25 protein-coding genes are annotated in these 25,488 nt (G+C 64.3%); 9 read left to right on the top strand and 16 right to left on the bottom strand.

All coding sequences use genetic code 11. The features are described from left to right. Window positions 1-81: 81 nt before the first annotated feature. The 5 genes from ACTJK4_RS23980 to ACTJK4_RS24000 all read right to left on the bottom strand — a co-directional run bounded on the left by ACTJK4_RS23980 (window position 82) and on the right by ACTJK4_RS24000 (window position 5,857). Window positions 82-1,425: a peroxidase gene (locus ACTJK4_RS23980; protein ID WP_316871823.1), complete on the bottom strand. Its 1,344-nt coding sequence runs from the start codon at window positions 1,423-1,425 to the stop codon at window positions 82-84. 118 nt (window positions 1,426-1,543) lie between these two features. Further along, on the bottom strand, window positions 1,544-3,091 hold the full coding sequence (locus ACTJK4_RS23985) for a methyl-accepting chemotaxis protein (RefSeq protein ID WP_440819119.1): 1,548 nt from the start codon (window positions 3,089-3,091) through the stop codon (window positions 1,544-1,546). A 216-nt stretch (window positions 3,092-3,307) separates the two neighbouring features. Continuing rightward, window positions 3,308-3,763 carry a DUF2147 domain-containing protein gene (locus ACTJK4_RS23990; RefSeq protein WP_316878555.1) on the bottom strand — a complete coding sequence of 152 codons (456 nt, stop codon included), beginning with the start codon at window positions 3,761-3,763 and terminating at the stop codon, window positions 3,308-3,310. A 66-nt stretch (window positions 3,764-3,829) separates the two neighbouring features. Beyond that, window positions 3,830-4,945, bottom strand: a complete 1,116-nt coding sequence (locus tag ACTJK4_RS23995) for a collagen-like triple helix repeat-containing protein (protein WP_440819120.1) — start codon at window positions 4,943-4,945, stop codon at window positions 3,830-3,832. A gap of 132 nt (window positions 4,946-5,077) precedes the next feature. Further along, window positions 5,078-5,857, bottom strand: a complete 780-nt coding sequence (locus ACTJK4_RS24000) for a collagen-like triple helix repeat-containing protein (protein WP_440819121.1) — start codon at window positions 5,855-5,857, stop codon at window positions 5,078-5,080. Window positions 5,858-6,625: 768 nt separating this feature from the next. Between ACTJK4_RS24000 and ACTJK4_RS24005 the strand changes: the two genes are divergently transcribed. Beyond that, window positions 6,626-6,811, top strand: a complete 186-nt coding sequence (locus ACTJK4_RS24005; RefSeq protein WP_440819122.1) for a hypothetical protein — start codon at window positions 6,626-6,628, stop codon at window positions 6,809-6,811. A gap of 786 nt (window positions 6,812-7,597) precedes the next feature. Next, window positions 7,598-8,173, top strand: coding sequence for a histone H1-like DNA-binding protein (locus tag ACTJK4_RS24010; RefSeq protein WP_440819123.1), 576 nt, complete (start codon window positions 7,598-7,600; stop codon window positions 8,171-8,173). 251 nt (window positions 8,174-8,424) lie between these two features. On the opposite strand, the gene ACTJK4_RS24015 is transcribed toward ACTJK4_RS24010, so the two are convergent. From ACTJK4_RS24015 to ACTJK4_RS24060, 10 genes are all read right to left on the bottom strand, one after another. After that, a complete protein-coding gene (locus tag ACTJK4_RS24015) occupies window positions 8,425-8,892 on the bottom strand; it encodes a membrane protein (RefSeq protein ID WP_045204804.1) in 468 nt (155 codons plus the stop codon). Window positions 8,893-8,901: 9 nt separating this feature from the next. Then, on the bottom strand, window positions 8,902-9,837 hold the full coding sequence (locus ACTJK4_RS24020) for a carbohydrate kinase family protein (RefSeq protein ID WP_414561092.1): 936 nt from the start codon (window positions 9,835-9,837) through the stop codon (window positions 8,902-8,904). A 92-nt stretch (window positions 9,838-9,929) separates the two neighbouring features. Continuing rightward, complete coding sequence (tpx, locus tag ACTJK4_RS24025; protein WP_024979133.1) at window positions 9,930-10,430, bottom strand: thiol peroxidase; 501 nt, start codon at window positions 10,428-10,430, stop codon at window positions 9,930-9,932. A 53-nt stretch (window positions 10,431-10,483) separates the two neighbouring features. Beyond that, complete coding sequence (locus tag ACTJK4_RS24030; RefSeq protein WP_440819124.1) at window positions 10,484-11,923, bottom strand: DUF3426 domain-containing protein; 1,440 nt, start codon at window positions 11,921-11,923, stop codon at window positions 10,484-10,486. Window positions 11,924-12,030: 107 nt separating this feature from the next. Further along, entirely contained in the window at window positions 12,031-12,930 is a 900-nt protein-coding gene (gene prmA, locus ACTJK4_RS24035; protein ID WP_440819125.1) for a 50S ribosomal protein L11 methyltransferase, read from the bottom strand. Continuing rightward, window positions 12,927-14,294: an acetyl-CoA carboxylase biotin carboxylase subunit gene (gene accC / locus ACTJK4_RS24040; protein WP_232041037.1), complete on the bottom strand. Its 1,368-nt coding sequence runs from the start codon at window positions 14,292-14,294 to the stop codon at window positions 12,927-12,929. The genes prmA and accC overlap by 4 nt, the downstream gene beginning before the upstream one ends. Window positions 14,295-14,426: 132 nt before the next feature. After that, window positions 14,427-14,894 carry an acetyl-CoA carboxylase biotin carboxyl carrier protein gene (gene accB, locus ACTJK4_RS24045; RefSeq protein WP_232041036.1) on the bottom strand — a complete coding sequence of 156 codons (468 nt, stop codon included), beginning with the start codon at window positions 14,892-14,894 and terminating at the stop codon, window positions 14,427-14,429. Between the two features lie 141 nt (window positions 14,895-15,035). Continuing rightward, complete coding sequence (gene aroQ / locus ACTJK4_RS24050; RefSeq protein ID WP_440819126.1) at window positions 15,036-15,503, bottom strand: type II 3-dehydroquinate dehydratase; 468 nt, start codon at window positions 15,501-15,503, stop codon at window positions 15,036-15,038. 183 nt (window positions 15,504-15,686) lie between these two features. Next, window positions 15,687-16,211, bottom strand: a complete 525-nt coding sequence (locus tag ACTJK4_RS24055) for a TlpA family protein disulfide reductase (RefSeq protein ID WP_232041034.1) — start codon at window positions 16,209-16,211, stop codon at window positions 15,687-15,689. A 64-nt stretch (window positions 16,212-16,275) separates the two neighbouring features. Beyond that, a complete protein-coding gene (locus tag ACTJK4_RS24060) occupies window positions 16,276-16,950 on the bottom strand; it encodes a UDP-N-acetylmuramate--alanine ligase (RefSeq protein WP_322017550.1) in 675 nt (224 codons plus the stop codon). A 78-nt stretch (window positions 16,951-17,028) separates the two neighbouring features. Between ACTJK4_RS24060 and mpl the strand changes: the two genes are divergently transcribed. The 7 genes from mpl to mtgA all read left to right on the top strand — a co-directional run bounded on the left by mpl (window position 17,029) and on the right by mtgA (window position 24,491). Further along, window positions 17,029-18,414, top strand: a complete 1,386-nt coding sequence (gene mpl, locus ACTJK4_RS24065; protein ID WP_440819127.1) for a UDP-N-acetylmuramate:L-alanyl-gamma-D-glutamyl-meso-diaminopimelate ligase — start codon at window positions 17,029-17,031, stop codon at window positions 18,412-18,414. A 7-nt stretch (window positions 18,415-18,421) separates the two neighbouring features. Continuing rightward, window positions 18,422-19,045 (top strand): YqiA/YcfP family alpha/beta fold hydrolase, encoded by a 624-nt coding sequence (locus ACTJK4_RS24070; protein ID WP_440819128.1) that lies wholly within the window; start codon window positions 18,422-18,424, stop codon window positions 19,043-19,045. Then, window positions 19,042-19,620, top strand: coding sequence for a chorismate--pyruvate lyase family protein (locus tag ACTJK4_RS24075; RefSeq protein WP_232041030.1), 579 nt, complete (start codon window positions 19,042-19,044; stop codon window positions 19,618-19,620). The genes ACTJK4_RS24070 and ACTJK4_RS24075 overlap by 4 nt, the downstream gene beginning before the upstream one ends. A 153-nt stretch (window positions 19,621-19,773) precedes the next feature. Next, a complete protein-coding gene (locus ACTJK4_RS24080) occupies window positions 19,774-21,870 on the top strand; it encodes a ribonuclease catalytic domain-containing protein (protein ID WP_440819129.1) in 2,097 nt (698 codons plus the stop codon). A 52-nt stretch (window positions 21,871-21,922) separates the two neighbouring features. Continuing rightward, entirely contained in the window at window positions 21,923-22,837 is a 915-nt protein-coding gene (locus ACTJK4_RS24085; RefSeq protein ID WP_232041028.1) for an energy transducer TonB family protein, read from the top strand. 11 nt (window positions 22,838-22,848) lie between these two features. Then, entirely contained in the window at window positions 22,849-23,766 is a 918-nt protein-coding gene (gene aroE, locus ACTJK4_RS24090; protein WP_316871810.1) for a shikimate dehydrogenase, read from the top strand. A 20-nt stretch (window positions 23,767-23,786) separates the two neighbouring features. After that, window positions 23,787-24,491 carry a monofunctional biosynthetic peptidoglycan transglycosylase gene (gene mtgA, locus ACTJK4_RS24095; protein ID WP_316871809.1) on the top strand — a complete coding sequence of 235 codons (705 nt, stop codon included), beginning with the start codon at window positions 23,787-23,789 and terminating at the stop codon, window positions 24,489-24,491. A 12-nt stretch (window positions 24,492-24,503) separates the two neighbouring features. Here mtgA and corA read toward each other — a convergent pair whose 3' ends face one another. Further along, window positions 24,504-25,466, bottom strand: coding sequence for a magnesium/cobalt transporter CorA (corA, locus tag ACTJK4_RS24100; protein ID WP_024972131.1), 963 nt, complete (start codon window positions 25,464-25,466; stop codon window positions 24,504-24,506). Window positions 25,467-25,488: the final 22 nt, after the last annotated feature.

Below are 25,488 nucleotides of genomic sequence, written 5' to 3' on the forward strand. Positions count from 1 at the left end.
CGCCACAGCATAGCCGCGCGCCGCCGAGAAATCGTTGCGTTCTCGGCGGCGCGGGCGTCGCTTTTTATCGAATTGGCGTGCTTACAGGGCGGCTGCGCTGGGGCGGATCACGTCGATCAGCAACACGCGCTGGCCTTCGCGTTCGCCATCGGGGCGCGGCGTCACGCCGCGTTGCGGGCGTGGGGCGGCGAGCGGCGCCGGGTCTTCCGCGCTCATGCCGAAGACGGCCAGTCTGGACGCCGCAATGCGCTGCAGCGTACCGCGCACGCCAGGCACGTCGAGGTCTTCAGGGTCGAAGCCGGTGGTGGCCGTCCAGTCGTCGCGGGCGATGTCCTGCAGGCCATTGGCCATCTCGAACTGCAACGACGCGCCAAAACCCTTCTGCAACGAGTGCGAGCCGAGCAGGTATTCCGCCGTCAGGAAGCCGCGCAGTCGCGTCCAGAATGCCAGCGAGCTGATATTGCCGCTCTTGAGCGCGTGGCTCGGGGCGACTTCCCAGCTGTGGTCGAGCAGTCTGTTGATGAGGCGGCCCCACGTTGGCACGTCTGTGCCGGCGGAGCAATCCTCGCCGGGGCCTTCCGGGCGTGCGAGCTGGCGCAGCAGGCCCGTGAAAGAACCGGTGCTGGGCCGTGCGGCGCCGGCTTGCGGGCCGGAAGGCCAGCGCCATTGCAGCGGAGAAGCCGGCCGTGCGCCAGGCCATTGCGCGTAGTGCTGCAGGCCCGTGCAGGGCGTCAGGTAACGCCACTGGCGCTGGTCGCGGCCAACGCGGCGCAGCGGGTCCAGCTCAGCCGACAGGTCGAACTTGCCCAGGAAGGTTGCGTTGCGCGACTTGATCGGCGAACGCGCATAGACGTTGAAGTCGGGCCAGCCTTCGTACAGGTTGATCTGCGGTAGGGCGTGATGCTTGTCGAGCGTATCGTCCGGCTGGTCGATGCGGCGGCTGGTAAGAAAGAGCGCGCGGCAATCGAGCGTCGGCACCGCGCCGCGCAGGCGCAGCAGCACGAGCAGATCGCCGAATTCCGCAGGGCGGGCTTCCGCGCGCGCCGGGTAGGCGTGCGGCTGCTCTTCGGGCCAGAAGGTGGTCAGACGCAAGGCCGAACCCGGGAACGCACTGCGCAACCCTTGCCGGAGCAGGCGCAGGCCGTCTGCGTGGCGCAGGATGCGCAGGACGGAAAGATCGTCGCGCAAGGCGGCGTCGGGATGGGGCGCGCGGCCGCCGTGCTCTGCGGCCAGCGCAAAGCGCCACAGCGCGGTGTCGCTGGCCAGATCTTGTGCAGCGACATCGCGCACCGCACTGGAGCGGCCGCCGGACATCGGCTCATGGGCGTCGCCGGCGGTGTCTCCTGCTGCGGCGTAGACGCTGGTGGTCGACCCGGCAATCGCGCCAAAAGGGCCCCTGAATGGCGGCCGGTTGCGCTCGGGCATGGCTATTCCAACATGGTTTTATCGATTCTCTGGCGCGCAGCATAGCACCATGCGACACACCAGAGAACGGCGCGGCGTCCCTCCCCTCGTTGGGGAGCAAGACGTGAAATCTCGGCGATCAGGCGGTGCGGAACGACGCCACCGCGTCGCGCAGCACCTGTGCCTGTTCTTCCAGCGACAGCGCGGCGGCCGCCGCCTGCTCGACGAGCGCGGCGTTCTGCTGCGTCACCTCGTCCATCTGCGTGACAGCTTGGTTGACCTGCTCGATGCCAGAGCTTTGTTCCTCGGAGGCCGAGCTGATCTCGCCCATGATGTCGGTCACACGCTTGACTGCGATCACCACCTCGTCAATCACGCTGCCGGCTTCGGCCACCAGCGTGGTGCCGTTTTCCACTCGGCCGACCGAATCGCCGATGAGTTCCTTGATTTCCTTGGCCGCCCCCGCCGAGCGCTGCGCCAGGTTGCGTACCTCGCCGGCCACCACGGCAAAGCCGCGGCCCTGTTCGCCGGCGCGCGCGGCCTCGACTGCGGCATTGAGCGCCAGGATGTTCGTCTGGAACGCGATGCCTTCGATCACGCCGATGATGTCGGCAATCTTCTTGCTGCTTTCGTTGATGCCCGCCATGGTGTCGATCACGCGGCCGACCACCTCGCCGCCCTTGGCGGCGATGTCCGATGCGTTGACGGCCAGCGTGCTCGCCTGGCGCGCGTTGTCGGCGTTCTGACGCACGATGCTCGTCAGCTCTTCCATGCTCGACGCGGTTTCTTCCAGCGACGAAGCCTGCTCTTCCGTGCGTTGCGACAGATCGGCATTGCCGGCGGCGATCTGCTTGGTGGCGCTCGCAATCGAATCCGCCGATGTCTTGATATGGCTGATGGTGCCGGTCAGTTGCTGCTGCATCTGCGCCATGGCGACCAGCATGCTGTCGCGGTCGCCGGTGTGGGTTTGCACTTGCACGGCGAGGTCGCCGCCGGCAATGCGGCGTGCGACCTCGGTGGCGTAGCTCGGTTCGCCGCCCAGCCCGCGCTGCACGTTGCGGATGATGAGCGATATGGCCAGCGACACCGCGCCGCCCACCACCAGAATGACGATCAGATTGGCGATGAGCGAATGGCGGTACGCCGCATCCACTTCCTGCAGAAAGACGGCGCTGGAGAGGTTCCAGTCCCACGGCACAAAGTGCTTTACGTAGCCGATCTTCGGCAATGCGGTTTCGCTGCCGGGCAGGCGGCCCTGGTATTCGGCAAAGCCGAAGCCTTTGTCTTTGGCGGCGTTGACGATGGTCGGGTAGACCGGTTTGCCGGTCGGGTCCTTGAAGCCCGCGGTGCTCTTGCCGACCATGTCCGCCAGCGTTGGGTGCATCAGCAGGATGAACTGCGAGTCGACTACGAATAGATAGCCGGTGGAGCCAAAGCGCATCGAGGCCAGCGTCGACAGCGCGGCTTTCTTGGCGTCGGCTTCGCTCATGGCGCCCGATTGCGCGCGGCCGTGATACAGCTTGGCGATGCCCTCGGCGGCGTCCACCAGGTTTTGCAGGCCGACCTTGCGCTCATCGAGCATGGTCGCGCGGGTTTCCATCGCGCTCCAGATGCCGACGCCGATCAGCCCCAGCCACATCAGGCCCAACGCAAGACGCAGCTTTGCTTTGAGTGTCCACTGTCGCATGTCGCGTTTTCTCCACTTATTGTTTGACGTCTCCCCAACGGTGTAACGGCGGTGGAGTGGTCTTCTTTAATGGAGATACCGTGCGCGCAGTGTGCGGATTTCCGCAAAAAGAAGGCGCCGGCTTGCACCGGCGCCCGAAGAGACGGCACCCACCCACAAGGAGGGGGCGCCGCCGCGCGTTGGGAGGTTTTGTTGGTTTTCGCTATCGGCAGGCGATCATTGCTCGCGAATCCAAGTCTGCGTGCGTCCCAGCAGGCTGATGCCCAGGAAGCCGCGCACATTCAGTTTCTGACCGTCTTCGGACAGCGACATCTTGGCGCTGTAGACCTTGCCGTTTTCCGGGTCCAGGATCTGGCCGCCATCCCAGTTGTTGTTGCCGTCCGCCTTCAGACCCGTGAGGATCGTCAGGCCCTTGATGGGCTGGTCCTTGCGGTCGTCCGTGCACTTGGTGCAGGTCTTGTTCTCGTCGCCCGGCACCAGGATCTTGGTGACCTTGCCCGAGAACGTGCCGCCGTTATCGACGATCGTCACTTCGCCTTTCTGTTTGCCCGTGTTGTCGTCGATGGTCTTCCAGGTGCCGGCGGGGCTGACTTGCGCGAAGGCGCTGCCAGCGGCCAGAGCGAGTGCCAGGGCGCCAGCCAGGCGGGCGAGAGCGTGGGGGGTAGGTTGCATCGTGGAGTCTCCTTGTTGTCAGTCAAAAAAATCGGTGAGGGCTGATCGATGATGTCGGCGCAGGGATCAATGCGCGCTCAACGCACCGGTCAGGGGTGACAGCGGATTGCTGCCAGAGGTGCCGGCGGCGTTCGTGACGCCACCCAGCGCATTCGTGATCGGGGCGAGGGGGTTGCCGCTGCCGGCTGCGCCGCTCAGCGCGCTCGTGACCGGGGCCAGCGGATTGCTTCCGCCACCCACGCCGCCACCGAGCGCGCTCGTGATCGGCGCCAGCGGATTCGTCGACCCGCCGCCGCTGCCGCCATTGACCAGGCCGCCGGCACTCGCCACCGTGCCGCCGACGGCGCCAACCACACCGCCCACGTCAGCCGCGAGCGGGTTGCCGCCGGCCGCACCGACTTGCGCCCCCGCGCTCTGCAGGCCGCCGCCAACCGTGTTGAGCGCGCCGGCCAGCGGGCCGCCGAGCATCGTCGTGCTGCCGACCGTCTGCGTGCCCTTCACCACCTGCGACGACAGCGGCACGATCGCGTTGCTGGTCTGCTGCGTGACCTGCTGCACCGGGCCGCTCGACGTGCCAATCGTGACGAGCCCGCCGGCACCCTGCATCACCTGACCCAGCGCAGACACACCGCTGCCCACCGGTGACGTCACCGGATTCAGCGGCGCCAGCGGGCTGCCGGCGGCACCCAGATCCGAGACGGTCTGCCCCGCGTTGCCGGTCGTCACCCCAGCGGAGCGGATCACGTCACCCGAGCTTTGCACCGTGGTGCCGACCGGGTCGGGCGTCGAGCCGATCTTGCCGAGCCCATTGCTGATGCCGCCGCCCAATGTCTGCACCGTGTTGCCGGCGGACGTGACCGTCGCACCCAGGTCCTTCTGCGCCGCCGTGCCGCCGATGACGGGCACCGACGCCGTGCCGATCGTCGTGCCAAGGTCGCTGACGGTCTTGCCCGTCTGCGTGACCACATTGCCGCTGCTGCTGGCCACGTTGCCGACCGGCACCGCGCCCGGATCGTTATTGGCCGTCGATGACGGCGTCGTATCGCCGTTCGGGTTGCCACCCGAAGCGCAGCCGGCCAGCGTCAGCACGGCCACTGCAGCGGCTGCCAGCAGCGTGCGCGATGCCGAAACGGCGGACGACGAAACGGAAGAAGAAGTGTGGAGCGGGTTCTGAATCTTCATGGTGAGTCTCCTTGTAAGCGCGGCCCGTACCGCGTGTCACCGCCGGGTCAGAAGAACGCGCATCTGGCGTCCAGCGGGTAGCATCCGCCTGCGTTTGCCGTCGAATGCAAAGAAAGTTCTACAGAGCAGTGGCTAGTGGTGCACGCCGGATGTCACACCCGACAGCACACCGCCAACCAAGCCGCCCACCGTCGTGCCGACGCTGCCCAATCCGCCGGTACCGCCACTGCCGGCTGCGCCAACGGAGCCAAGCGCACCGACGCCAGGCAGCCCCGCCGTCAAGGAACCGACTGCCGTCGTGACCGGCGCCAGCGCGCCACCGAGCGCACCGGTCAGCGCGCTACCCGGCGCACTGCCCGCAGCAGACGGTGCCGCCGGCGAGACCATCGTCGACAACCCCGTGGTGACCGCGCCGAGCGTGCCCACCGTAGTGCCAACCGTCGATACCAACACATCGCCCTTGCCGGCCGTCGTGATCGTGCTGCCCGTGCTGCCGAGCGCGCCGCCCAGCGTCGCCAGCACGTTGCTCACCGGAGAACCAAGGCCCGTCGCCGCACCCAGCGTTTGTGTGGTCGAAGTCAGCGTGCTGGTGAGTGGCACGATGGCGGTGATGGTGGTGGTCGTCACCTGCTCGACAGGGCCGGTCAGCGTCGCGATGGGCGTGCTGCCGGTCGAGCCGGTGCCACCCGTTGCATTGCCGCTGTTGTCGTTCGACCACGTGGGCGAGCTTGATGCCGCGATCGCCGGCTTGGATTGCGAATCGCTGCCACCGCCAAGCGACGTACCCATGTCGCCGCTGCCCGAATTCGCGCAGCCGGCCAGCATGGCGAGCGACGCTGTCGCCAGCACGCACTGCAGGAACACTCCGCGCTTCGGCGGATTCGATTTCGACAAGAACGCTAGATCGCGCATCTTGTGCCTCCACTACTCAGAACAGAACGCTTGTGTTGGACCCCTTCTGTCTTGCGCTCTTTGCTCGTCGGGTTTGTCGTCGCCAGGCTGTGGGGTTGGCGACGACCTCCCTGTCTTGTCACGGGCCACGCGCAGGTCCGTGCCACACCGCGCGATCGATGCCGTGCTCATGTGGTGAGCGGATCGTGAAGTGAAACCGAATGGCATGACAATCAGCGGCAACCTGACACCCGGATTTGCGACTGCAGCAATTTGCGATCTTGCTTCTGCATTAAACAAGACTGCGAGCCATTTCCCAGGCGATAAGTCCGCAGCAAAAATGGCCTGTGGATTGCCGTAGAACAATCCTTCTATCGTCGTAAAACAGCCTCGTTTCAAACGCAGTTGCGTGAACTTTTCAGCGTTTGCTGAGCAGGGTTTTCCCGCGATCGGCGATCGGTTTTGCGTTGCGCATGTCGCCATCGCACCGTCGTGCTCGCCCGCAGTTCGGCATCGTCCCGCCCGGGAGGGGGGGCGCATGCGTCGACACCAACATCGCATGCGTCGATGCGATTCGCGCGCACGTATGCATCGATGCGTCGACCCTCTCGCTAGCACGTCGCGCATCGAACGCGCGGCACGCGATTTGCGGCACCTGCATGCACGCGGTTCACCATCGCAATCGCATCGACTTCGCGCGGCGCGCATCGACGGCGTTCGAGATGCGAGTCAGCAGCGTCATCGACACGTTCAACATGTCGATGCGCATGTGTCGAGCGCATCGATTGCGTGCGTATCGACGTGTTGAGCGCGAAAAATTCGCGCGCGCTGTCGCATCTACGCATCGTTTTTTTCGGCACGCATCGCGCTGCTCGCGCGTCGGCGCGCACGACGATATTGAATGCGCGCGAGGCGCGTGCGTGTGTTCGCGATGCACGCGCGCGCAACATCGCGCGTTGCTGTAAACCGGCATGACCACTGGGTTTGCGGGGCGCGTGTGTCAACGTGGAGCAACGCCGTAACGTGATGTCACGACGCAAGAAAATGCGCATTCGCGAGATCGATCTGCGTGCATGCGCGATTCGAATCGCAGCGACGCACAGACGCAGCGCAATCCTTCACCAAAACTCACCGCGCTTTTTGCATAAATCTCTTAACATCACCGCGCAAACGAATTATGATTCGCCTTGACAAGACGTTGACTTCGATGCAAGGAAGCTTCGCGCGATCAACGACGATGAAGTTCCAAGCGGCAAGTGAAAGGTAGTCGAGGAGCGTAACCACTTTGATGCACGCCACGCCGACAGGGCTGTTCGAACTCGGTGCCGTCTCTGCGATCCCCCCGTCGGGATGGGCGTACTACCCCCAAAAGAAAACGCGCGCTCTCCAGTTTCTCGCTGTCTGCAAAGTCACGCTGCACGCGGCTTTGCGGTCCACGCAGCGATTCGCGCAAGATCAGATTTCGACCGGTGTGGCCACGATGCCCCGGTCCTCTCAATTGTTGAAGACTCGCCGGATGCAATCTGTCTGGCAGCTTGCGGTTGCGCTCGTGCGCGCGACCGGGGCGTGCAACTTGCTGCGTGTGTTCGCCGCGCAAGTCGCAGAGCTTCCTACCGAATTCATTAGCGTGCGACTGCCGTTTGGTGGCGCGCCGATGAATCGCTCGCTCGGTTGGTCTGGCGATGCCAATGCATCGTGGGATCGGGCCGGTCGGGTTGCTCAATCTCGATAGTTCGATACCCAATCTTGAAGGAGTTTCCCATGGCAACTGCTGCTAAGAAGAAACCGGCCGCCAAGGCCCCGGCCAAGAAGGCCGCTGCGAAGAAGGCTCCGGCCGCCAAGAAGGCTGCTGCAAAGAAGGCTGCTCCGGCCGCTAAGAAGGCTCCGGCCAAGAAGGTCGCAGCTAAGAAGGTCGCTGCCAAGAAGGCACCCGCCAAGAAGGCCGCATTGAAGAAGGTTGCAGCCAAGAAGGCCCCGGCCAAGAAAGCTGCTGTGAAGAAGGTTGCAGCCAAGAAGGCCCCGGCCAAGAAAGCTGCTGTGAAGAAGGTTGCGGCCAAGAAGGCTCCGGCCAAGAAAGCTGCTGTGAAGAAGGTTGCAGCGAAGAAGGCTCCGGCTGCCAAGAAGGCTGCTGCCAAGCCTGCTGCGAAGAAGGCTGCTGCCAAGAAGGCTCCGGCTGCGAAGAAGGCTGCTGCCAAGCCTGCTGCGAAGAAGGCCCCCGCGAAGAAGGCTGTCGCCAAGCCCGCTGCTGCTCCGGCCGCTGCACCTGCTGCACCTGCTGCCAAGACCGCGCTGAACCCGGCTGCGGCATGGCCGTTCCCGACCGGCAACCGTCCGTAAGTCATTCTGACGACGGTGATCCTCCGGGACCACAGCGGCGCGCAGGTCGCGCCCACCTGATCGGATACTGCGTATCCGGTCCGCAAGACCTCAGCGTCTTGCACCGCCCGCCGATCGGCTCACGCCCCGGCGGGCTTTTTCTTGCCCGAGCGTCGCGCATACGTTTCTCGCGGGCGTAAAAAAACCGCACCGGCGCGATGCCGATGCGGTGTTTCCATCAACCCCTCGGCCTGTCGGCCGAGCGTCGTGGATCAGTGCGTGACGCGCGTCACCCCACCCGATGAGAGCAGGCGCACGCGCTCGCCAGGACGGAAGGCCTCGTCGGCGTCCTGCGTGATCGCGCGGTACTCGCCGTTGTCGAGCTTGACGGTGATTTCCAGGCCCGGACGCTTGTTCATCTGACCCTCGAGCGCGCTGCCTGCAACGCCACCGAGAATCGCACCGAGCACACCGGCCGCCACCGAGCCGTTGCCGCGCCCGATGGCTGCTGCCGAACCAATGCCGCCGATCGCGCCGCCGGCAATGGTGCCAACACCGGTCTGCTCACGGTCGATCACGACATTGCGCACAGAATCTACCGTACCAAAGCGCACGGTCTGCTCGCGCTGCGCCTGCACCGAGGTGTAAGCGCTGTTGGAGTTGGTGCCCATGGCGCAGCCTTGCAGGCCAAGGGCGGCGACCAGCAGAGTCGCGGCGCCGATGCGATAGATGGGTTTCATGTTGATTCCTTATTGATACCTGTACCCGAAAGCGGATTCAAAGCGCTGGGCAATTTCGTCGACGGGCAGGCCGTGATTCTGCGGGCCTTGGCAAGCGATCTTGAGTGAGCCCATCAGGCTGGCGAGGCGACCGGTGGTGTCCCAGTCCAGGCCGTTCTCGATGCCGTAGAGCAGGCCGCCGCGGAACGCGTCACCGCAACCGGTCGGGTCGACCACACGTTCTGCCGGCACGGCCGGAATAGTGTACTGCTTGCCGCCGGCGTAAATCTCCGCCCCTTCTTCCCCGCGCGTGACGATGTAAGCCTCGACGCGCCGCGCAAGCTCTGCCGCACTGTAGCCCGTGCGTGACAGCATGACCTGCGCTTCGTAATCATTGACCACCACGTAGCTGGCGAGTTCAACGAAGTGGCGCAGGTCCGCGCCGTCAAACAGCGGCATTGCCTGGCCCAGGTCAAAGATAAACGGCACGCCGGATTCGGCAAATTGCGTCGCGTGGTGCAGCATGCCTTCGCGGCTGTCGGGGCCCACCAGGCCGAGCCGGGCCGGCAGTGCATTCTTGACCGAATTGATGCTCGAATGGCTCATCGCGCCTGGGTGGAACGCGGTGATCTGGTTGTTGTCGCGGTCGGTCGTGATCATCGCTTGCGCGGTGAACGTGTCCGGAACCTCCGTAACGTGCGCTGTCGAGATACCGAGCTTTTTCAGGTAGTCCAGGTACGGGCCCGCATCTTGGCCGACGGTGCCCATGATGATGGGCTCGCCGCCGAGCAGTTTCAGCGTGTAAGCGATGTTGCCTGCGCAGCCACCGAACTCCCGGCGCATGGTTGGCACCAGAAAGGAAACGTTCAGGATGTGGATCTTGTCGGGCAGGATGTGTTCGCGGAAGTGTCCGTCGAACGTCATGATGGTGTCGTAGGCAACTGAGCCGCAGATCACGCTGGCCATATTGAAACACTCCAGATATGACACGGCCGCCCAGTGGACGGCCGTGTGATGAACGAGAGACCGGAAGTCGGTCTCGATGCGATCAGCTCAGCTTACTTCAGCGCAGCCAGGGCGGCGTCGTAGTTCGGCTCGTCCTTGATCTCGGGCACGAGTTGCGAGTACAGGACGTTGTCGTTGGCGTCGAGCACGACCACGGCACGCGCGGTCACGCCAGCCAGCGGGCCCGACGTGATGTCGACGCCGTAGGCTTGCTTGAAACCCTTGTCGCGGAAGGTCGACAGCGGCTTCACATTCGCGATGCCTTCGGTGGTGCAGAAGCGGCCAGCCGCAAAGGGCAGATCAGCGGAGATGGAGAGCACGACGGTGTTGTCCAGCTTGGCAGCGGCTTCGTTGAACTTGCGCGTGGAGGTGGCGCACACCGGGGTGTCCAGGCTCGGCACGATATTCAGGACCTTGCGCTTGCCGGCAAAATCAGCGAGCGAGACGTCTTTCAGGTCTGCGCCGACCAGCGTGAATGCCGGTGCCTTCGAGCCTGCGGTCGGGAATTGGCCGCCGACTTCGATCGGGTTGCCGCCAAGGGTCACGTTTGCCATGGTGTTACTCCTTCCTTTGATGCGTGTTGGGGAAAAGCCAGGGGGGTGAAGATTCAGGGGTAAAAAATCAGGACCCGGTAATTGGCCGTCGGGCGCTGGGACTGGAATCGTACCCGAATCGGTAGTTCGGCGCGGGCGGGCAACCCTGACTTGCCGTATGCACTGTCGCTCGGGTTCAGGTAGTCGGCGGGCAGTAGCGCACGGCGCGAGAGCAACTGGTCTTGCAGGTCGGTGGTTATCAGCTCGATGGCCGGCAGGGCGATGGGGCCGCCGGCGCGGTTGCGCAAAGTAGCCGTCAATACGTACTGGTCGGAGGCATCGCCCTCTTGACGCTGCAGTTGCGACGATTCGATCTGCAATGCATCGAGATCACGCGGTGGCGCGATCGTGCAGTGCAACGGCTGGCACATTGCCTCCAGGATGGGCCGTGTAGAGGGCGCGCGGCGCGCGATTTCGGCGCGCGCGAGGAAGAGCAGTTGCGCTACCGCCAGCACCGCCAGCAAGCTGATCGCGATGCGCGCCAGGGCACGGCGTCCGGTCGTTTTACGTGCTTGCTCGCGGGCCTGCGCGGCACGCAGGAAATCCAGCGTCGCGGCAGAGACACCATGATTCGGCCCACGCACCTTGCGCGGACGCGGGGCGCCGGTCAGCGTGCGCTGCGGCGTCGGACCGGTCGGCTCGGCTTGCGTGCGACGTGCGTGGCCGTGGTGGCGGCGCGGCACCGGCGCAAAAAGCGTGTGCGGATCGGTTTCGTGGCGCATCCAGACCGAATCGTGCTTCTCCGCCTCGGGCATCAGGGAGGCGACCGCTGCCGGCGCAGACGCGGTCACAGCCGGAGCTGACGAGGGCGCGATGGCCGATTCCACCTGCAGGTCTGCCGACGGCTGCTTGGGCACGGCGGCGGCGAACGCGTCTTCCTCGTCGTCAAGGTCGCGGATGGGCGGCAGGCCGTGGAACGGATCGGCGGGAGCGACGGACGCGGCGGGCGGTTCGGGTTGCGATGTCTGCGGCGCGGGCTCGGCAGCGTGTTCGATCGGCGCCTCGTCCGGCAGCGGGCGGGTGTCCGGTGCGGTCGATTGCACGTCGGGCACGGGTGTTGCCCCTTCCACTTCCCCCAGATGCACTTCCGCGACGCCTTCTTCCGGAACGTCTTCTTCCCAGATCAGCGTCATGCCGAAGCCGTGATCGTCCTCTGCGGCAGGTGGCGCCGTGGGCGTTTCCGGTTCAGGGGTGACGGGCGTTGAGAGCGGCGCAACGCGAGCGGTGTGTTCCGGCAATTGCCGTGGCTGCGTTGCTTCGGCGGGCGGCGCCGCAGGCATGGGCGCGGCACCAAGCTCGATCAGATGATCGCGGCCATCGAAGATGTGATTGCAGCGGCCGCAACGGACGAGCCCGCCGCGCAGCCGAAGCTGATCGGCGACAACGCGGAATGCGGTTTGGCAGTTGGGGCAGCGGGCGGCCAAACGTGGCGCAGCTTGTGGCGCAGTTGCCATGCGGGACGAGGAGAAAAAAGCCGACCGCGCGAGTATTGCAGACAGTGGCGCCAGCGTCGACCTTTGCAGGCGGCGCTGGCGCGCAATACCGTGAAATTATGTGGGCTTCACACCGCGGGCTTCACACCATGCAGGCAGACCCAGCCGTCACGTGCACGCCAAACGGTGAGCGGAATGACCGAGGCATACGCGGCGGCCACTTCTTCGGCTTGGCGCTCGAGCACGCCCGACAGAATCAGGCGGCCGCCCGGGCGCACGCGTGCGCACAACATGGCTGCCATCAGCTTGAGCGGGTTCGACAGGATGTTGGCGACGACCAGATCGAACGTGCCTTCCGGTGCATCGTCGGGCAGGGCGAAGGTGGCTTCGACGTGGTTGCGCTCGGCGTTGTAGCGCGAGGCTTCCACGGCGTTCGGATCGATATCGACACCGACGGTTTCACCGGCGCCGAGCTTCTTGGCGACGATGGCCAGGATGCCCGAGCCGCAGCCGTAGTCGAGCGTGCGTTCGCCGGGTTGCACGTGCTGCTCCAGCCATTCCATGCACAGGCGCGTGGTCGGGTGGCTGCCGGTGCCGAAGGCGAGGCCCGGGTCGAGTTCTAGCACCACGGCATCGGGCTCCGGCGCATCGTGCCACGACGGCACGACCCAGATGTGCTCACCAATATGAATGGGCTCGAACTGCGATTGCGTGACGCGCACCCAGTCCTGCTCTTCGACTTCGCGCACGGTGTACGAAGGCAGCGGTGACAGCCCGATTTCGTTGGCCGCGGCTGCCACCAGCAATGCCGGGTCGGCATCGTCAGCGAGCAGCGCAACCACGCGCGAGCGGTTCCACGCAAGGCGTGTCGGCTCGTGGCCGGGCTCGCCAAAGAGTGGTTGCTCTTCGGGCGTGTCGGCATCGGCGTCTTCCACCGAGACCGACAGCGCGCCGAGATCAAACAGCGCTTCGGACAACGCTTCGGCGTCGTCACGCGACACTTCGAGCACGCATTCGCGGTACGTCACTTGCCGCCACCCTTGGCCACTTCCTGTTGCGCTAGGCGGTGCTCCAGATAGTGGATGTCGGTGCCGCCTTCCACGAAGTTCGCGTCGAGCATCAGGTCGCGGTGCAGCGGCACGTTGGTCTGGATGCCTTCCACCACCATTTCCGACAGGGCGATGCGCATGCGGGCGATGGCCTGCTCACGCGTTGCACCGTACGTAATGAGCTTGCCGATCATCGAGTCGTAATTGGGCGGCACAAAGTAGCCGTTGTAGGCGTGCGAATCCACGCGAACGCCCGGGCCGCCCGGCACGTGCCACGAGGTGATGCGACCCGGCGACGGCGTGAACTTGAACGGATCTTCCGCGTTGATGCGGCACTCGATGGCGTGGCCCTTGAGCACGATGTCCTTCTGGCGGAAGCGCAGCTTTTCGCCGGCCGCCACGCGGATCTGCTCCTGCACGATGTCGACGCCCGTGATCATTTCCGTGACCGGATGTTCGACCTGCACGCGCGTGTTCATTTCGATGAAGTAGAACTCGCCGTTCTCGTACAGGAACTCGAACGTGCCGGCGCCGCGGTAGCCGATCTTCTTGCAGGCTTCGGCGCAACGGTCACCAATACGCTCGATCAGGCGGCGCGGAATGTGCGGCGCTGGCGCTTCTTCGATCACCTTCTGGTGGCGGCGCTGCATGGAGCAGTCGCGCTCACCCAGCCAGATGGCGTTGCGGTGCTGGTCGGCCAGGATCTGGATCTCCACGTGGCGCGGATGCTCCAGGAACTTCTCCATATAGACTTCGGGGTTGCCGAAGGCACGGCCGGCTTCTTCGCGCGTCATGTTGACGGCGTTGATCAGCGCAGCCTCGGTGTGGACCACACGCATGCCGCGGCCACCACCGCCGCCAGCCGCCTTGATGATCACCGGATAGCCAACCTTCTTGGCCGTTGCCAGAATTTCCTTCGGGTCTTCGGACAGGGCGCCTTCCGAGCCCGGCACGCACGGCACGCCGGACTTGATCATCGCTTGCTTGGCCGAGACCTTGTCGCCCATCAGGCGGATCGATTCGGGCGTCGGGCCGATGAAGGTGAAGCCGGATTGCTCCACGCGCTCGGCAAAGTCGGCGTTTTCCGACAGGAAGCCGTAGCCAGGGTGGATGGCCTGTGCGTCGGTCACCTCGGCGGCCGAAATGATGGCCGGCATGTTCAGGTACGACAGCGGCGACGGTGCCGGGCCGATACACACGGCTTCGTCAGCCAGCTTGACGTATTTGGCTTCCTTGTCTGCCTCGGAATAGACCACCACGGTCTTGATGCCGAGTTCGCGGCAGGCACGCTGGATGCGAAGAGCGATCTCGCCGCGATTCGCGATCAGGATCTTGTCGAACATCGTGTTCTCGCTACAAAAAGGAGAGGCGAGGGCGCAGTGGCTGGGCCGCGCTCAGTGGCAGCCCTTGTGCGCCGGCTCGCGCTCGGATGCGGCACGCTGCGCGCCGCACGATGAGGGTCAGATGCCGGAAGATCAGCCGATCACGAACAGCGGTTGGCCGTATTCCACAGCCTGGCCGTTCTCGATCAGGATTTCCTTGATCACGCCCGCCTTGTCCGCTTCGATCTCATTGAGCAGCTTCATCGCTTCGATGATGCAGATCGTCTGGCCTTCCTTGACCGTGTCGCCCACCTTGACGAACTCGGCGGCGCCCGGCGACGGCGAACGGTAGAACGTGCCGACCATCGGCGACGTCACGATGTGGCCTGCCGGCAGGGCCGGGGCGGCAGCCTCGCCACCGACGGCTGCCGGAGCCGCTGCGGCGGGGGCGCCGACAGCCGGTGCGGCCTGCATCGGCATCGGCGCATATTGCATCGGGGCCACCACTTGCGGCGCCGACTTGACGATGCGGACCTTGCCTTCGCCTTCGGTCACTTCGAGTTCCGAAATGCCCGATTCGGCCACGAGGTCGATCAGCGTTTTCAGCTTGCGCAAATCCATGAACGTTCTCCTGCAGCGTCGGCGGTCTGGGCGGTCGATGCGCGCGAATGGCTCTTCAGCCGCACATCGGTCAAAGGCGCTCCAGGCGCTGGCGTCGTTGCGTTGGTTAAGTGGTTGAAATAAAAGGAAGAAGACGGCTGATCAGCCGCCGTGTTGGTCAATTGCGAAGTCCAGCGCCGCCATATAGCCGCGCCAGCCCAATCCGCAAATCACGCCCACCGCCTGGTCCGCCAGATAAGAATGGTGGCGGAACGGTTCACGACGATGCACGTTGGACAGATGCACTTCGATATACGGGATCACCACGCCGGCCAGCGCGTCGCGCAGCGCCACGCTCGTGTGCGTGTAGGCGGCCGGATTGATGATGATGAATTCAATGCCTTCGCTTTTTGCGGCGTGGATACGATCCACCAGCGCACCTTCATGGTTCGACTGGAAGTGCGCAAGCGTCACGCCGCGCGCCGTGGCGCGTTCGACCAGGGCGGCGTTGATGTCGGCAAGAGTGGTTGCGCCATAGACTTCCGGTTCGCGCGTCCCCAGCAAATTGAGGTTCGGGCCGTGCAGTACGAGCACGTTGCGAAGCGCTTTGGCGATGGGTTTATCAGCCACGGTTTTGACCGGTTGAGCGAAGTTGGGCGCAATTTACAGCAACTTAGAATGCTTTGTCTAGTTTTTGCTGAAAAAGTATCGAGAAATCGGTGTTTTCACCGATCTTGGGCGTACTGCCCACACATTTGCCGAAGAAGAAGGGGAGTTGTGTGCACATGAACGTCATATGACGTTTTTGTACATTCACGTGCGCCGCAGGGCCTCACGTAGTTCGTCGGCATGCACACGACCCATCTTCCGGAAAATGATCTCGCCTTGTGCGTTGAGAATCACAGTGAACGGAAGGCCGCCGACTTCGTTTCCGAACTGGCGGCCCAGCTCCGTTCCGCCAAAGCCCGCCACGGCAATGGGGTATGTGACGTGGACCTTACCCAGAAAAGTCTGAATATTGGACGCCGAGTCAATCCCGATGCCAACGAACCTTGCCTTGGCCTTTTGCTCCTGTGCCAGCGCAGACAGCTCGGGCATCTCCTCTACGCAAGGACCGCACCACGGTGCCCAGAAATTGATGACCACCGGCTGGCCCCGAAACGCTGCCAGATCCAGGGGGGCGCCATTGGCGTCCGGGAGCTTGCTGCCGTAGAACGCGGCAACAGCATGGTCGGCCGGCGTTTTCGGCTCAGTGGCGCGATGCCCAAAATAGACGCCCGCCGTCGCGGCAAGCAGGCCGGCAATCAACAGGGCAATCAGAGCGGTACGGCGGGACATGGTTTTGCGGAGGTCTCTATATATACAGAGGCGGAGCGTGCGGGATTGTACTCCTGTCGGCCGATCACCCCTGCGACAGTAGGGCACGCACTGCCGCCGCGTCGCCGCGTTGCGTCTTGCCGGTGGCGTCTGCCCGCCGCGCACCGCGCACATCGTTCATGTCATATAGGGCGATATGGACGCCGACGGGCGTGCCTGTTTCAGCGCGCAGCTCGCGCGCCAACTCGCGGGATTCGGCCCCGGCGGGCCATTGGCCGCGCCACAGGAAGCTGAGCGTTTCCACCTCGTCTCGGCCGGCGAAGTGAGCGCTCTCCGTGGTATCGAAGTCCACGCCGGCGTTGAGCAGGAAGATCGCCACATCCTTCGGGCTATCGCAGAAGACCTGCAGGTGGATGTCGGAGTGCTCGCTGGCGGTGCCGTTGAAGACCGCCCCCGCCAAGTACGGGCGATGGACTGCCAGCCCTTCCATCAGCAGCAGCGCGATGCGGCGCAGCAACGCCAGCACGCGCGGCTGGGATTCGGCCTGGAACAGCGCCTGGTATTCGCGGACTTCCGTTTCGACCTGTTCATTGTCGGGCAGCCATTCGCCGGGCGCGCGGGATTCGGTGCCAAGCACCTGGCGCGCGGCCTTGCGCTTGGCGGTCGCGTAATCGGCGCCGTCTTCCGCGATCATGCGCGCGGCGGTGATGGCAATTTCCTCCCGCACGCGGGCGGGGTCGAGGGTGGGGCGTTTGGACATGGCTCTATTTTACTGAAGCGCGCGGGCCGGCCTGAAGCCGCAGGTACAATGCGGCGCAACGAAGTTGAGATGGCTCCCATGCATATCCACATCCTTGGAATCTGCGGCACCTTCATGGGCGGCATTGCCCTGATTGCCCGCCAGGCCGGTCACCGCGTCACCGGCTGCGACGCCAACGTCTACCCCCCGATGAGCACCCAGCTCGAAGCGCAAGGTATCGAACTGATCGAAGGGTTCGACCCCGAACAGCTCTCCATCGGCGCTGATTTGTACGTCATCGGCAACGTGATCTCCCGCGGCAATCCGCTGATGGAAGCCATCCTGGATCGCAATCTCCCTTACATTTCTGGCCCGCAATGGCTGGGCGACAACGTCCTGCGTCAGAAATGGGTGCTTGCCGTGGCAGGTACGCATGGCAAAACGACAACCACATCGATGCTCGCGTGGATCTTGCAGGACGCCGGCTACAACCCGGGCTTCCTGGTGGGTGGTGTGCCGCGCAACTTCGGGTTGTCGGCGCGGCTCACGGAATCCGACTTCTTTGTCATCGAGGCCGATGAGTACGACACGGCATTTTTCGACAAGCGCAGCAAGTTCGTCCATTACCGCCCCCGTACGGCCATATTGAATAACCTGGAGTTCGATCACGCCGACATCTTTCCCGATCTTGCCGCAATCGAAACCCAATTTCACCACTTGGTACGCACTGTGCCCGGTCAAGGTCGCCTGCTCGTGAATGGTCGCGAAGATAGCCTGAAGCGTGTACTTGAGCGCGGATGCTGGTCAGAAGTCGAGCAATTCGGCGCTGAAGACCGCCTTGGCTGGGAAATCGCGAACCTGCGCGATGACGACAGCTTCGACGTGGTTTTCAAGGGGCAGCCGCAGGGCCGAGTCCGTTGGGCGCTTCAAGGCGATCACAATCGCATGAATGCGCTGGCAGCCATTGCCGCCGCGCGCCACGTTGGCGTGCCGCCTGCTCAATCCATTGAAAGCCTGGCCCGTTTCGAAAATGTGAAACGCCGCATGGAAGTGCGTGGCACTGTCAATGACGTGACCGTCTACGACGATTTTGCCCATCATCCGACCGCCATTCGTACGACGATCGAGGGCCTGCGCCGTCGGGTAGGGAAGGGGCGCGTTCTCGCGGTACTGGAGCCCCGTTCAAACACCATGAAGTTGGGTGTGATGAAGCAGGCGCTTCCAGACAGCCTATCCGGAGCCGATCAAGTCTTCGCTTACGGTGCCGCCAACGGCCGCGACGCAATCGGCTGGGATTTGGCTGGCGCGTTAGCACCGCTGGGGGGGCGCGCGAAGGCATTCTCTGATCTGGCCACCCTAGTCGCAGACGTCACGGCTGCCGCCCGCCCTGGCGACCACGTTCTTGTCATGAGCAACGGGGGGTTCGGCGGCGTACATCAGAAGCTGCTGGACGCCTTGGCTGAACGCGTCGGCACGGCGAACTGATCCCCATATGCCGGCATCCATCGTCTATCTGCACGGATTCCGTTCGTCGCCGCGCTCGTTCAAAGCGCAGTTGTTAGGTCGGCGGATGGCTTCCGTGGGCCTGGCAGATGAATACGTTTGTCCGACGTTGCCCGTGTCACCGCGTGAGGCGGTGGCCGAAACAGAGGCGCTACTCGCTGAGTTGGGTATGCGTGACGGCCTCAAGCCTGTGCTCATCGGCTCCTCCCTGGGCGGCTTTTACGCCACCTGGCTGGCTGAGCGGCATGGGCTTCGTGCGGCAATGCTTAATCCCGCTACCCGCCCGGAGCGGGATCTCGCCAAATACGTTGGCGAGCAACCGTTGTGGCATGGCGGTGGCACCATTCGCGTTGAACCACATCACCTCGATGAGCTGCGCGCCCTTGCTGTGCCTGTGATCACGCAACCCGAGCGCTATTACTTATTGGCTGCGACCGGCGACGAGGTGCTCGACTACCGCGAAATGCTCGGCCACTTTCCTGGCGCGACCACCCGCATCATTGACGGTAGCGACCATGGCATCAGCGATTTCGCCCAGTACATGGACGAAGTGCTTGTCTTCTGCGGTGTTCCCGCCGATTTGTTGGCAGCGCATCCGTTTAGCGCCGCATGACCGATTCCCCCTCTTACCCGCGCAGCCTCTGGCGCAGCGCGTTGCCTCCGGCTGTCGTCTATGACCGGCATTGGGCGCGTTGGGCTGTGGGTGCCGATTCGCTGACCGCGCGGCTTCGGGCGGCATCCTCGCGCTTCCGCGTTCAATTGCTCGGCCAGCAGCGCGCGATGCCGTTGCGCGACGAGTGGCGTTGTCTAGGCATGGCTGGCCCTGCGGACACCTTGATCCGCGAGGTTTTGTTGATCTGCGACGACATCCCGGTGGTCTATGCCCACACCATCGTGCATCCGCGCAGTGTGGCGCTTGACTGGCCGTTCCTGAAAGCACTGGGCGCGCAGCCGCTGGGGCACTCGCTGTTTGCCGATCCGCGTGTTGAGCGCGGAGATTTCGAATTCGCTTTGCTGGACGCGCGCCACCCGCTGGTACGCCGGGCGCACGGGGCGCTCGGCGACGCGCCTGTGGCTGGGACCGCCCGGTTGCCGGCCCGCCGATCGGTGTTCCGACGCGGGGCAAGCGCGATGCTCGTGACAGAGGTTTTCCTGCCTGCGCTGAGCAACTTCCACCCGCCGCGGTAGGCGTATTTCGCGGGCCGGGCGTTCAGCCAGTGCGGTATCATCGCCCCCAACTTTTTATCGCCGCGTATTGCATTGTGACGTCAGGGTGCGCGGCCATTCCACCTCATTCAAAGTGACGCTCGCTCATGCGAGTGCCGCAATCCATACAAATCCATGCAGTTGCTGTTTGAAGAAGGCGGCGAGATCCGCGCGGGCACCGTCTTGTCCCAACAGGGCGAGGCCTATCAGGTCGAGTTGCCGAGTGCCAAGCGCACCAAGGTCAAGTCGCGCGACGTGTTGCTGCAATTCGCGCAGCCGTCCGCTGGTGAGTTGTCGCAGGCGGCCCAGGCACTGTCGGCAGAGATCGACCTGGATTTCCTCTGGGAATGCGCTTCGGCCGAAGAATTCGGCTTTACCGATCTGGCGGGCGAATACTTTGGCGCCGGCGCCAATGCCACGCAGCAAGCCGCGCTGGCTATCGCGCTGCATGGCTCGCCGATCTACTTCCGCCGCAAGGGCCGCGGCCGCTATCAGCGCGCACCCGAAGATCAACTGAAGGCCGCGCTCGCGGGCCTCGAGCGCAAGAAACAGCAAGCTGCCCTGCAGGCCGAATATGAAGCCGAGCTGAAGGCGATGCGCCTGCCTGAGGCCTTCGGCGGTAAGACGCTGCAACTCTTGTTCAAGCCGGACAAGAACAGCCTCGAATATAAGGCGCTCGATGCGGCGTGCACGGCACTGGGTCTGTCGCCGATGCGCCTAATGGTGGCGGTGGGCGGCATCGCCAATGCCCGCGCGCTGCATGAGGCGCGCTTCCTCTCGGAGTGCTTCCCGAAGGGCACCGGCTTCCCGGATGTGACCGTGCCGGAACCGGCGATGGAGCTGCCGGCCGCCGACGTGCGCGCCTTCTCGATCGACGATGTGACCACCACGGAAATCGACGACGCCATCTCCGTGACCCCGATTGATGACGCCACCGTGCGTATCGGCATCCATATTGCCGCGCCGGGCTTTGGCATCCAGCGCGGTGAACCGTTGGACGTGATTGCACGCCAGCGTTTGTCGACCGTGTATTTCCCCGGCGACAAGATCACGATGCTGCCGGAGTCGGTGGTGGATCGTTACACGCTGCAGGAAGGGCGCGCGTGTCCGGCCCTGTCGCTGTACGCGACGGTCGACCGCGCCACGTGGGCGGTCACCGCCAGCGAGACGCGCTGCGAATCCGTGACCGTGGCGGCCAACCTGCGCCACAACCTGCTCGACGACGTGATCACCGCCGACGCGCTGGCCGATGGCTCGGGCGACTACCCGTTCAAGGCCGAACTGGCGGTGCTGTGGCCGTTCGTGTGCGCCTTGTATGACGGCCGCCAGCAGGCCCGCATCGCAAGCGGCCTGAAGCCGGAGGGCGCGCAGAAGGGCGATTATTCGTTCTACATCGATGCGATTCCCGAAGCCGAGGGCGGTGGCGAGCGCGTGCGGATCGAACAGCGCAAACGCGGCTCGCCGCTGGACAAGATCGTCGCCGAGTTGATGATCCTGGCCAACAGCACGTGGGGCCGCATGCTGGCCGACGCCGGGGTGCCGGGCATCTATCGCACACAGAAGGCGTGGGGCATGCACCGCACGCGCATGCAGACGTATCCGGCGCCGCATGAAGGGCTCGGCGTGGCGCAGTACGCGTGGAGCACCTCGCCGCTGCGTCGCTATGTCGATCTGGTCAACCAATGGCAGATTGCAGCAGTGGCGCAGCACGGCGTGACGGCCAAGCTGATCGCGCCGTTCAAGCCCAAAGATGCCGATCTGCTGGCTGCCGTGGCCGACTTCGAAGCCACCTACGCTGCCTACGCCGACCACCAGTCGACCATGGAGCGCTACTGGTGCCTGCGCTGGCTCAGGCAGGAAAACCGCACACGCATGCAGGCCGTGGTGCTGAAGGAAGGCGCTGTGCGATTCGCCGACATTCCGCTGGTGACGAAGGTGCCCGAACTGGCACAAACGCCCCGCGGCACGCATGTTGTGCTCGATATCCTGGACACCGACGAGATCAGCCTGGAAGTGTCGTGCCGCGTGGTCGAAATCCTCGCGCCCGCGGTGGGCGCGCAAGCTGAGGCCGAAGCCATCGAAGAAGAACTGGCCGAGGCAGAGACTGAAGCCGATGTGCCGGCTGAACCACAACCCGCCGCCGATGAGGAAGAGGCGCGCGCAGAAGCGGACGCTGCTGTGGCGCCGCCGCCGCAAGACAGCGAGAGCGGTGGAACGCCTGGCGCTGCCTAACTACAATCGCTGTCTGACTTTCATTCTTCGCGCATCGACCAGGAATCGCCCCATGGCCGCCCTTGCAAACCGTCCGGACTGGTCCGGCAGCAGCACGCTCACCAAGGCGCTGGTGGTGTCGCTGGCCGTGCATGTCCTGCTGCTGTTCGTGCGCGTGGTGGCCCCCGAAGCGTTCGATATCAAGCGCGAAGATCCGGGCCTGGATGTGGTTCTCGTGAATGCCAAATCGTCGACGGCGCCGTCCAAGGCGACGGCCGTGGCCCAGGTCAACCTGAACGGCGGTGGCGAATTCGATCAACAGCGCGCCACCACGCCGCTGCCTGCCGACACCAATGAGCAGACCGGCGACGCCATCAAGCTCACGCAGCGCCGGCTGGAATACCTCGAGCAGGAGCAGCGGCGCCTGCTCACGCAATCGACTGACCGCGCACCGCTGGTCAACGATCGGCAGGTCAAGCCCGGCGAGCGTCCGCAGCCGTCGCCCACCAACGGCACCGACGACCGCACCACGCAAGACGAAATCGCCCGCCTGCAGGCCGAGATCGACCGCAACCTCGAAAACTACGCCAAGCGCCCGCGCCGCAATGTGCTGACGGCCGCCAGCGCGCGTCAGGTCGATTACGCCCGCTATTACGATGCCGTGCGCCGCAAGATTGAAGCCCGTGGCACCGCCAACTTTCCCAGCCAGAACGGCCGCCCGCTGTACGGCGAGTTGATCGTCGTAATCAGCATCAACCGCGAAGGCCAGCTCGGCTACAACCAGGACGGCTACAAGATCGAAGGCATCGAGATCGCAAAAAGCTCGGGCAACCCCGCACTGGATCGCCAGGCCGTGGCCATCGTCCGTTCGTCTTCTCCGTTTGGCGCCTTCCCGGCCGAGATGCGCAAGCGTGTCGACATCCAGGATGTGGTTGCCACGTTCAAATTCACCCGCGCAGGCTTGGAAACCCACCTGCAGACCCGCTGATTTCGTCGTCCATGCCGTCGTCGTTTCAAGAGGCCATCCTCGCAGCTGCGAGCGCGCCGCCCACAGATCGCTATGGCGTGATCGGCAACCCGATCGCGCACAGCAAGTCGCCCATCATCCATGCCGCGTTTGCGCAGCAGACGGGGCAGCTCATCCGCTACGACCGCATCTACGCCGAACTGATCGCGTTTGACGAAACCGTGATGAACTTCGTGCGCGAAGGCGGCCGCGGGCTCAACGTGACCGTGCCCTTCAAGCTCGATGCGTATGCCATGTCGACGTCGCTGTCGCTGCGGGCGGAATCGGCCGGCGCGGTCAATACGCTCAAGTTCGACGGCGATGAGATTTTTGGCGACAACACCGATGGCGTCGGCCTGATGCGCGACATCACCCACAACATCGGGAACTCGTTCGAAGGCGAGCGCGTGCTGTTGCTGGGCGCGGGCGGTGCGGCGCGTGGCGTGCTGCTGCCGCTGCTGGAGCACAAGCCCGCGCGCGTATTCATCGCCAACCGCACGGCCGATCGCGCCAACAAGCTGGTCGAGCGCTTCGAGGTCTCGGCCAAGCTGCACGAGGTCGAACTCGTGGGCGGCGGCTATGACGAGCTTGCTGCGGACGACGTTTTCGACGTCATCATCAACGCCACGGCGAGCAGCCTGCAGGCCGAGGTGCCGCCAATCCCGACCACCGTGTTCGGTCCCAACGCGCTGGCCTACGACATGATGTACGGCCCGCGGCCGACGGTGTTCATGGAGTTTGCCCGGCGCAACGGCGCCCGCGCCTGGGACGGTTTGGGTATGTTGGTGGAGCAGGCGGCGGAATCGTTCTTCGTCTGGCGCAACGTGCGTCCGGACACCGCTCCGGTGCTGCTCGCCATGCGCGAGGGGCTGCAGGGCGAAGCCGCCGTCGCGGCACGCGCGCCTCGCTGAACCTGGAGCGCAGCCCAGCGATGATGCGTTGGTTCGGCTACGTGATCGGCTGCTTCGTTGCGGGCGTGGTCGCACTCAACCTGTACTTCTTCGCTGCCATTGCGAGCTGGCAGTTCTTCGATCCGTCGTCTACCAGCTTCATGCGCGCCGAGCGCATGCGCCTGTGCGGCGCCAATGTTTTCACCTGCAAGGTCGATCACCGCTGGGTCAATTACGACCAGATATCGCGCAACCTCAAGCGCGCGGTCATCGCCAGCGAAGACGCGGATTTTGTCTCCCACAGCGGCTGGGAAGTCGACGCCATGCTCGATGCGTGGGAGAAGAACAAGCGGCGCGGCCACGTGGTCGCGGGCGGTTCGACCATCACGCAGCAACTGGCCAAGAACCTGTTCCTCTCGGGCGAGCGCCACTATCTGCGCAAGGGTGAAGAACTCGTCATCACGTGGATGCTCGAGTTCTGGCTCGACAAGGAGCGCATTCTCGAGATCTATCTGAACTCGGTGGAGTGGGGCGAGGGCGTGTTCGGCGCGGAAGCGGCGGCGCAGCATTATTTCAAGCGCCCGGCCTCGCAACTGACGGTAGGCCAGGCGGCGCGCTTGGCGGCGGCGCTGCCGGCACCCAAGTGCTTCGACAAGAAGAGCTACTGCGCCAACGTACACGTCAACTTCACGCGCAAGGCCACCGTCATCGCCAACCGCATGGGTTCGGCCACGTTGCCGGATTGACCCGGCGCAGGGCTACTTCAGCCAGCCCTTGCGGCGGAAGTACACCAGCGGAATCGCCGCCGACACCACCATCATCACGATCGCGTACGGGTAGCCTTCAGCCCAGTCCAGCTCCGGCATCACCTTGAAGTTCATGCCGTAGATCGAGGCGATCAGCGTGGGCGGCATCAGCGCTACCGACACCACCGAGAACAGCTTGATGATCTTGTTCTGGTTGATGTTGATGAAGCCGACCGTGGCGTCCATCAGGAAGTTGACCTTGTCGGACAGGAACGCCGTGTGGTTCTCGATGGAATCGATGTCTCGCAGCACCTGGCGCGCTTCGTCCTGCTGGTCGGCCGAGAGCAATTGGCTGCGCAGCAGGAACGACACCGCGCGGCGCGTATCCATCACGTTGCGCCGGATCCGGCCGTTCAAGTCTTCGACGCGGGCGATGATCTCCAGCACATCGGCGGCGGCGGCATCGGTCACCTCATCGGCCAGCACGCGTTTGCTGGCATCTTCGAGGCGTTCGTAGACTTCCTCGATGGAGTCGGCCGAGTATTCCGCGTCAGTGGCGTACAGATCCATCAGCACGTCTTTGGCGTTGCGCACCGAGCCCGGGCGAAGCCGCGCACGCATGCGCACCAGCCGGAAGGCGGGCAAATCCTCGTCGTGGATGGAGAAAAGCACATCCTTGGTCAACACGAAGGCTACGCGCACGTTACGCGAGGTGGTTTCTTCGTCGAGCAGGAAATCGGTGCGGATATGGATGTGGCCGTCTTCGCCTTCAAAGTAGCGGGCGGAGGCTTCCAGGTCCCCCAATTGCTCCAGTTCGGGCAGGACCACGCCGTAGGCTTCCTTGATCCATGCCAGCTCTTCGTCGTCGGGGTCGATCACGTCGATCCAGATCGGCTTGTGCTGCAGCAGTTCACTGCGTTCTTCGACCTGTTCCTGCGCGAGACGGCCTTTTTGCACGACGAACAGGTTGATCATGGGTATTTCCTTGAAGCAGGCG

Origin of the sequence: Ralstonia sp. 22111, from assembly GCF_052045895.1 — a bacterium.
Classification (GTDB): domain Bacteria; phylum Pseudomonadota; class Gammaproteobacteria; order Burkholderiales; family Burkholderiaceae; genus Ralstonia; species Ralstonia wenshanensis.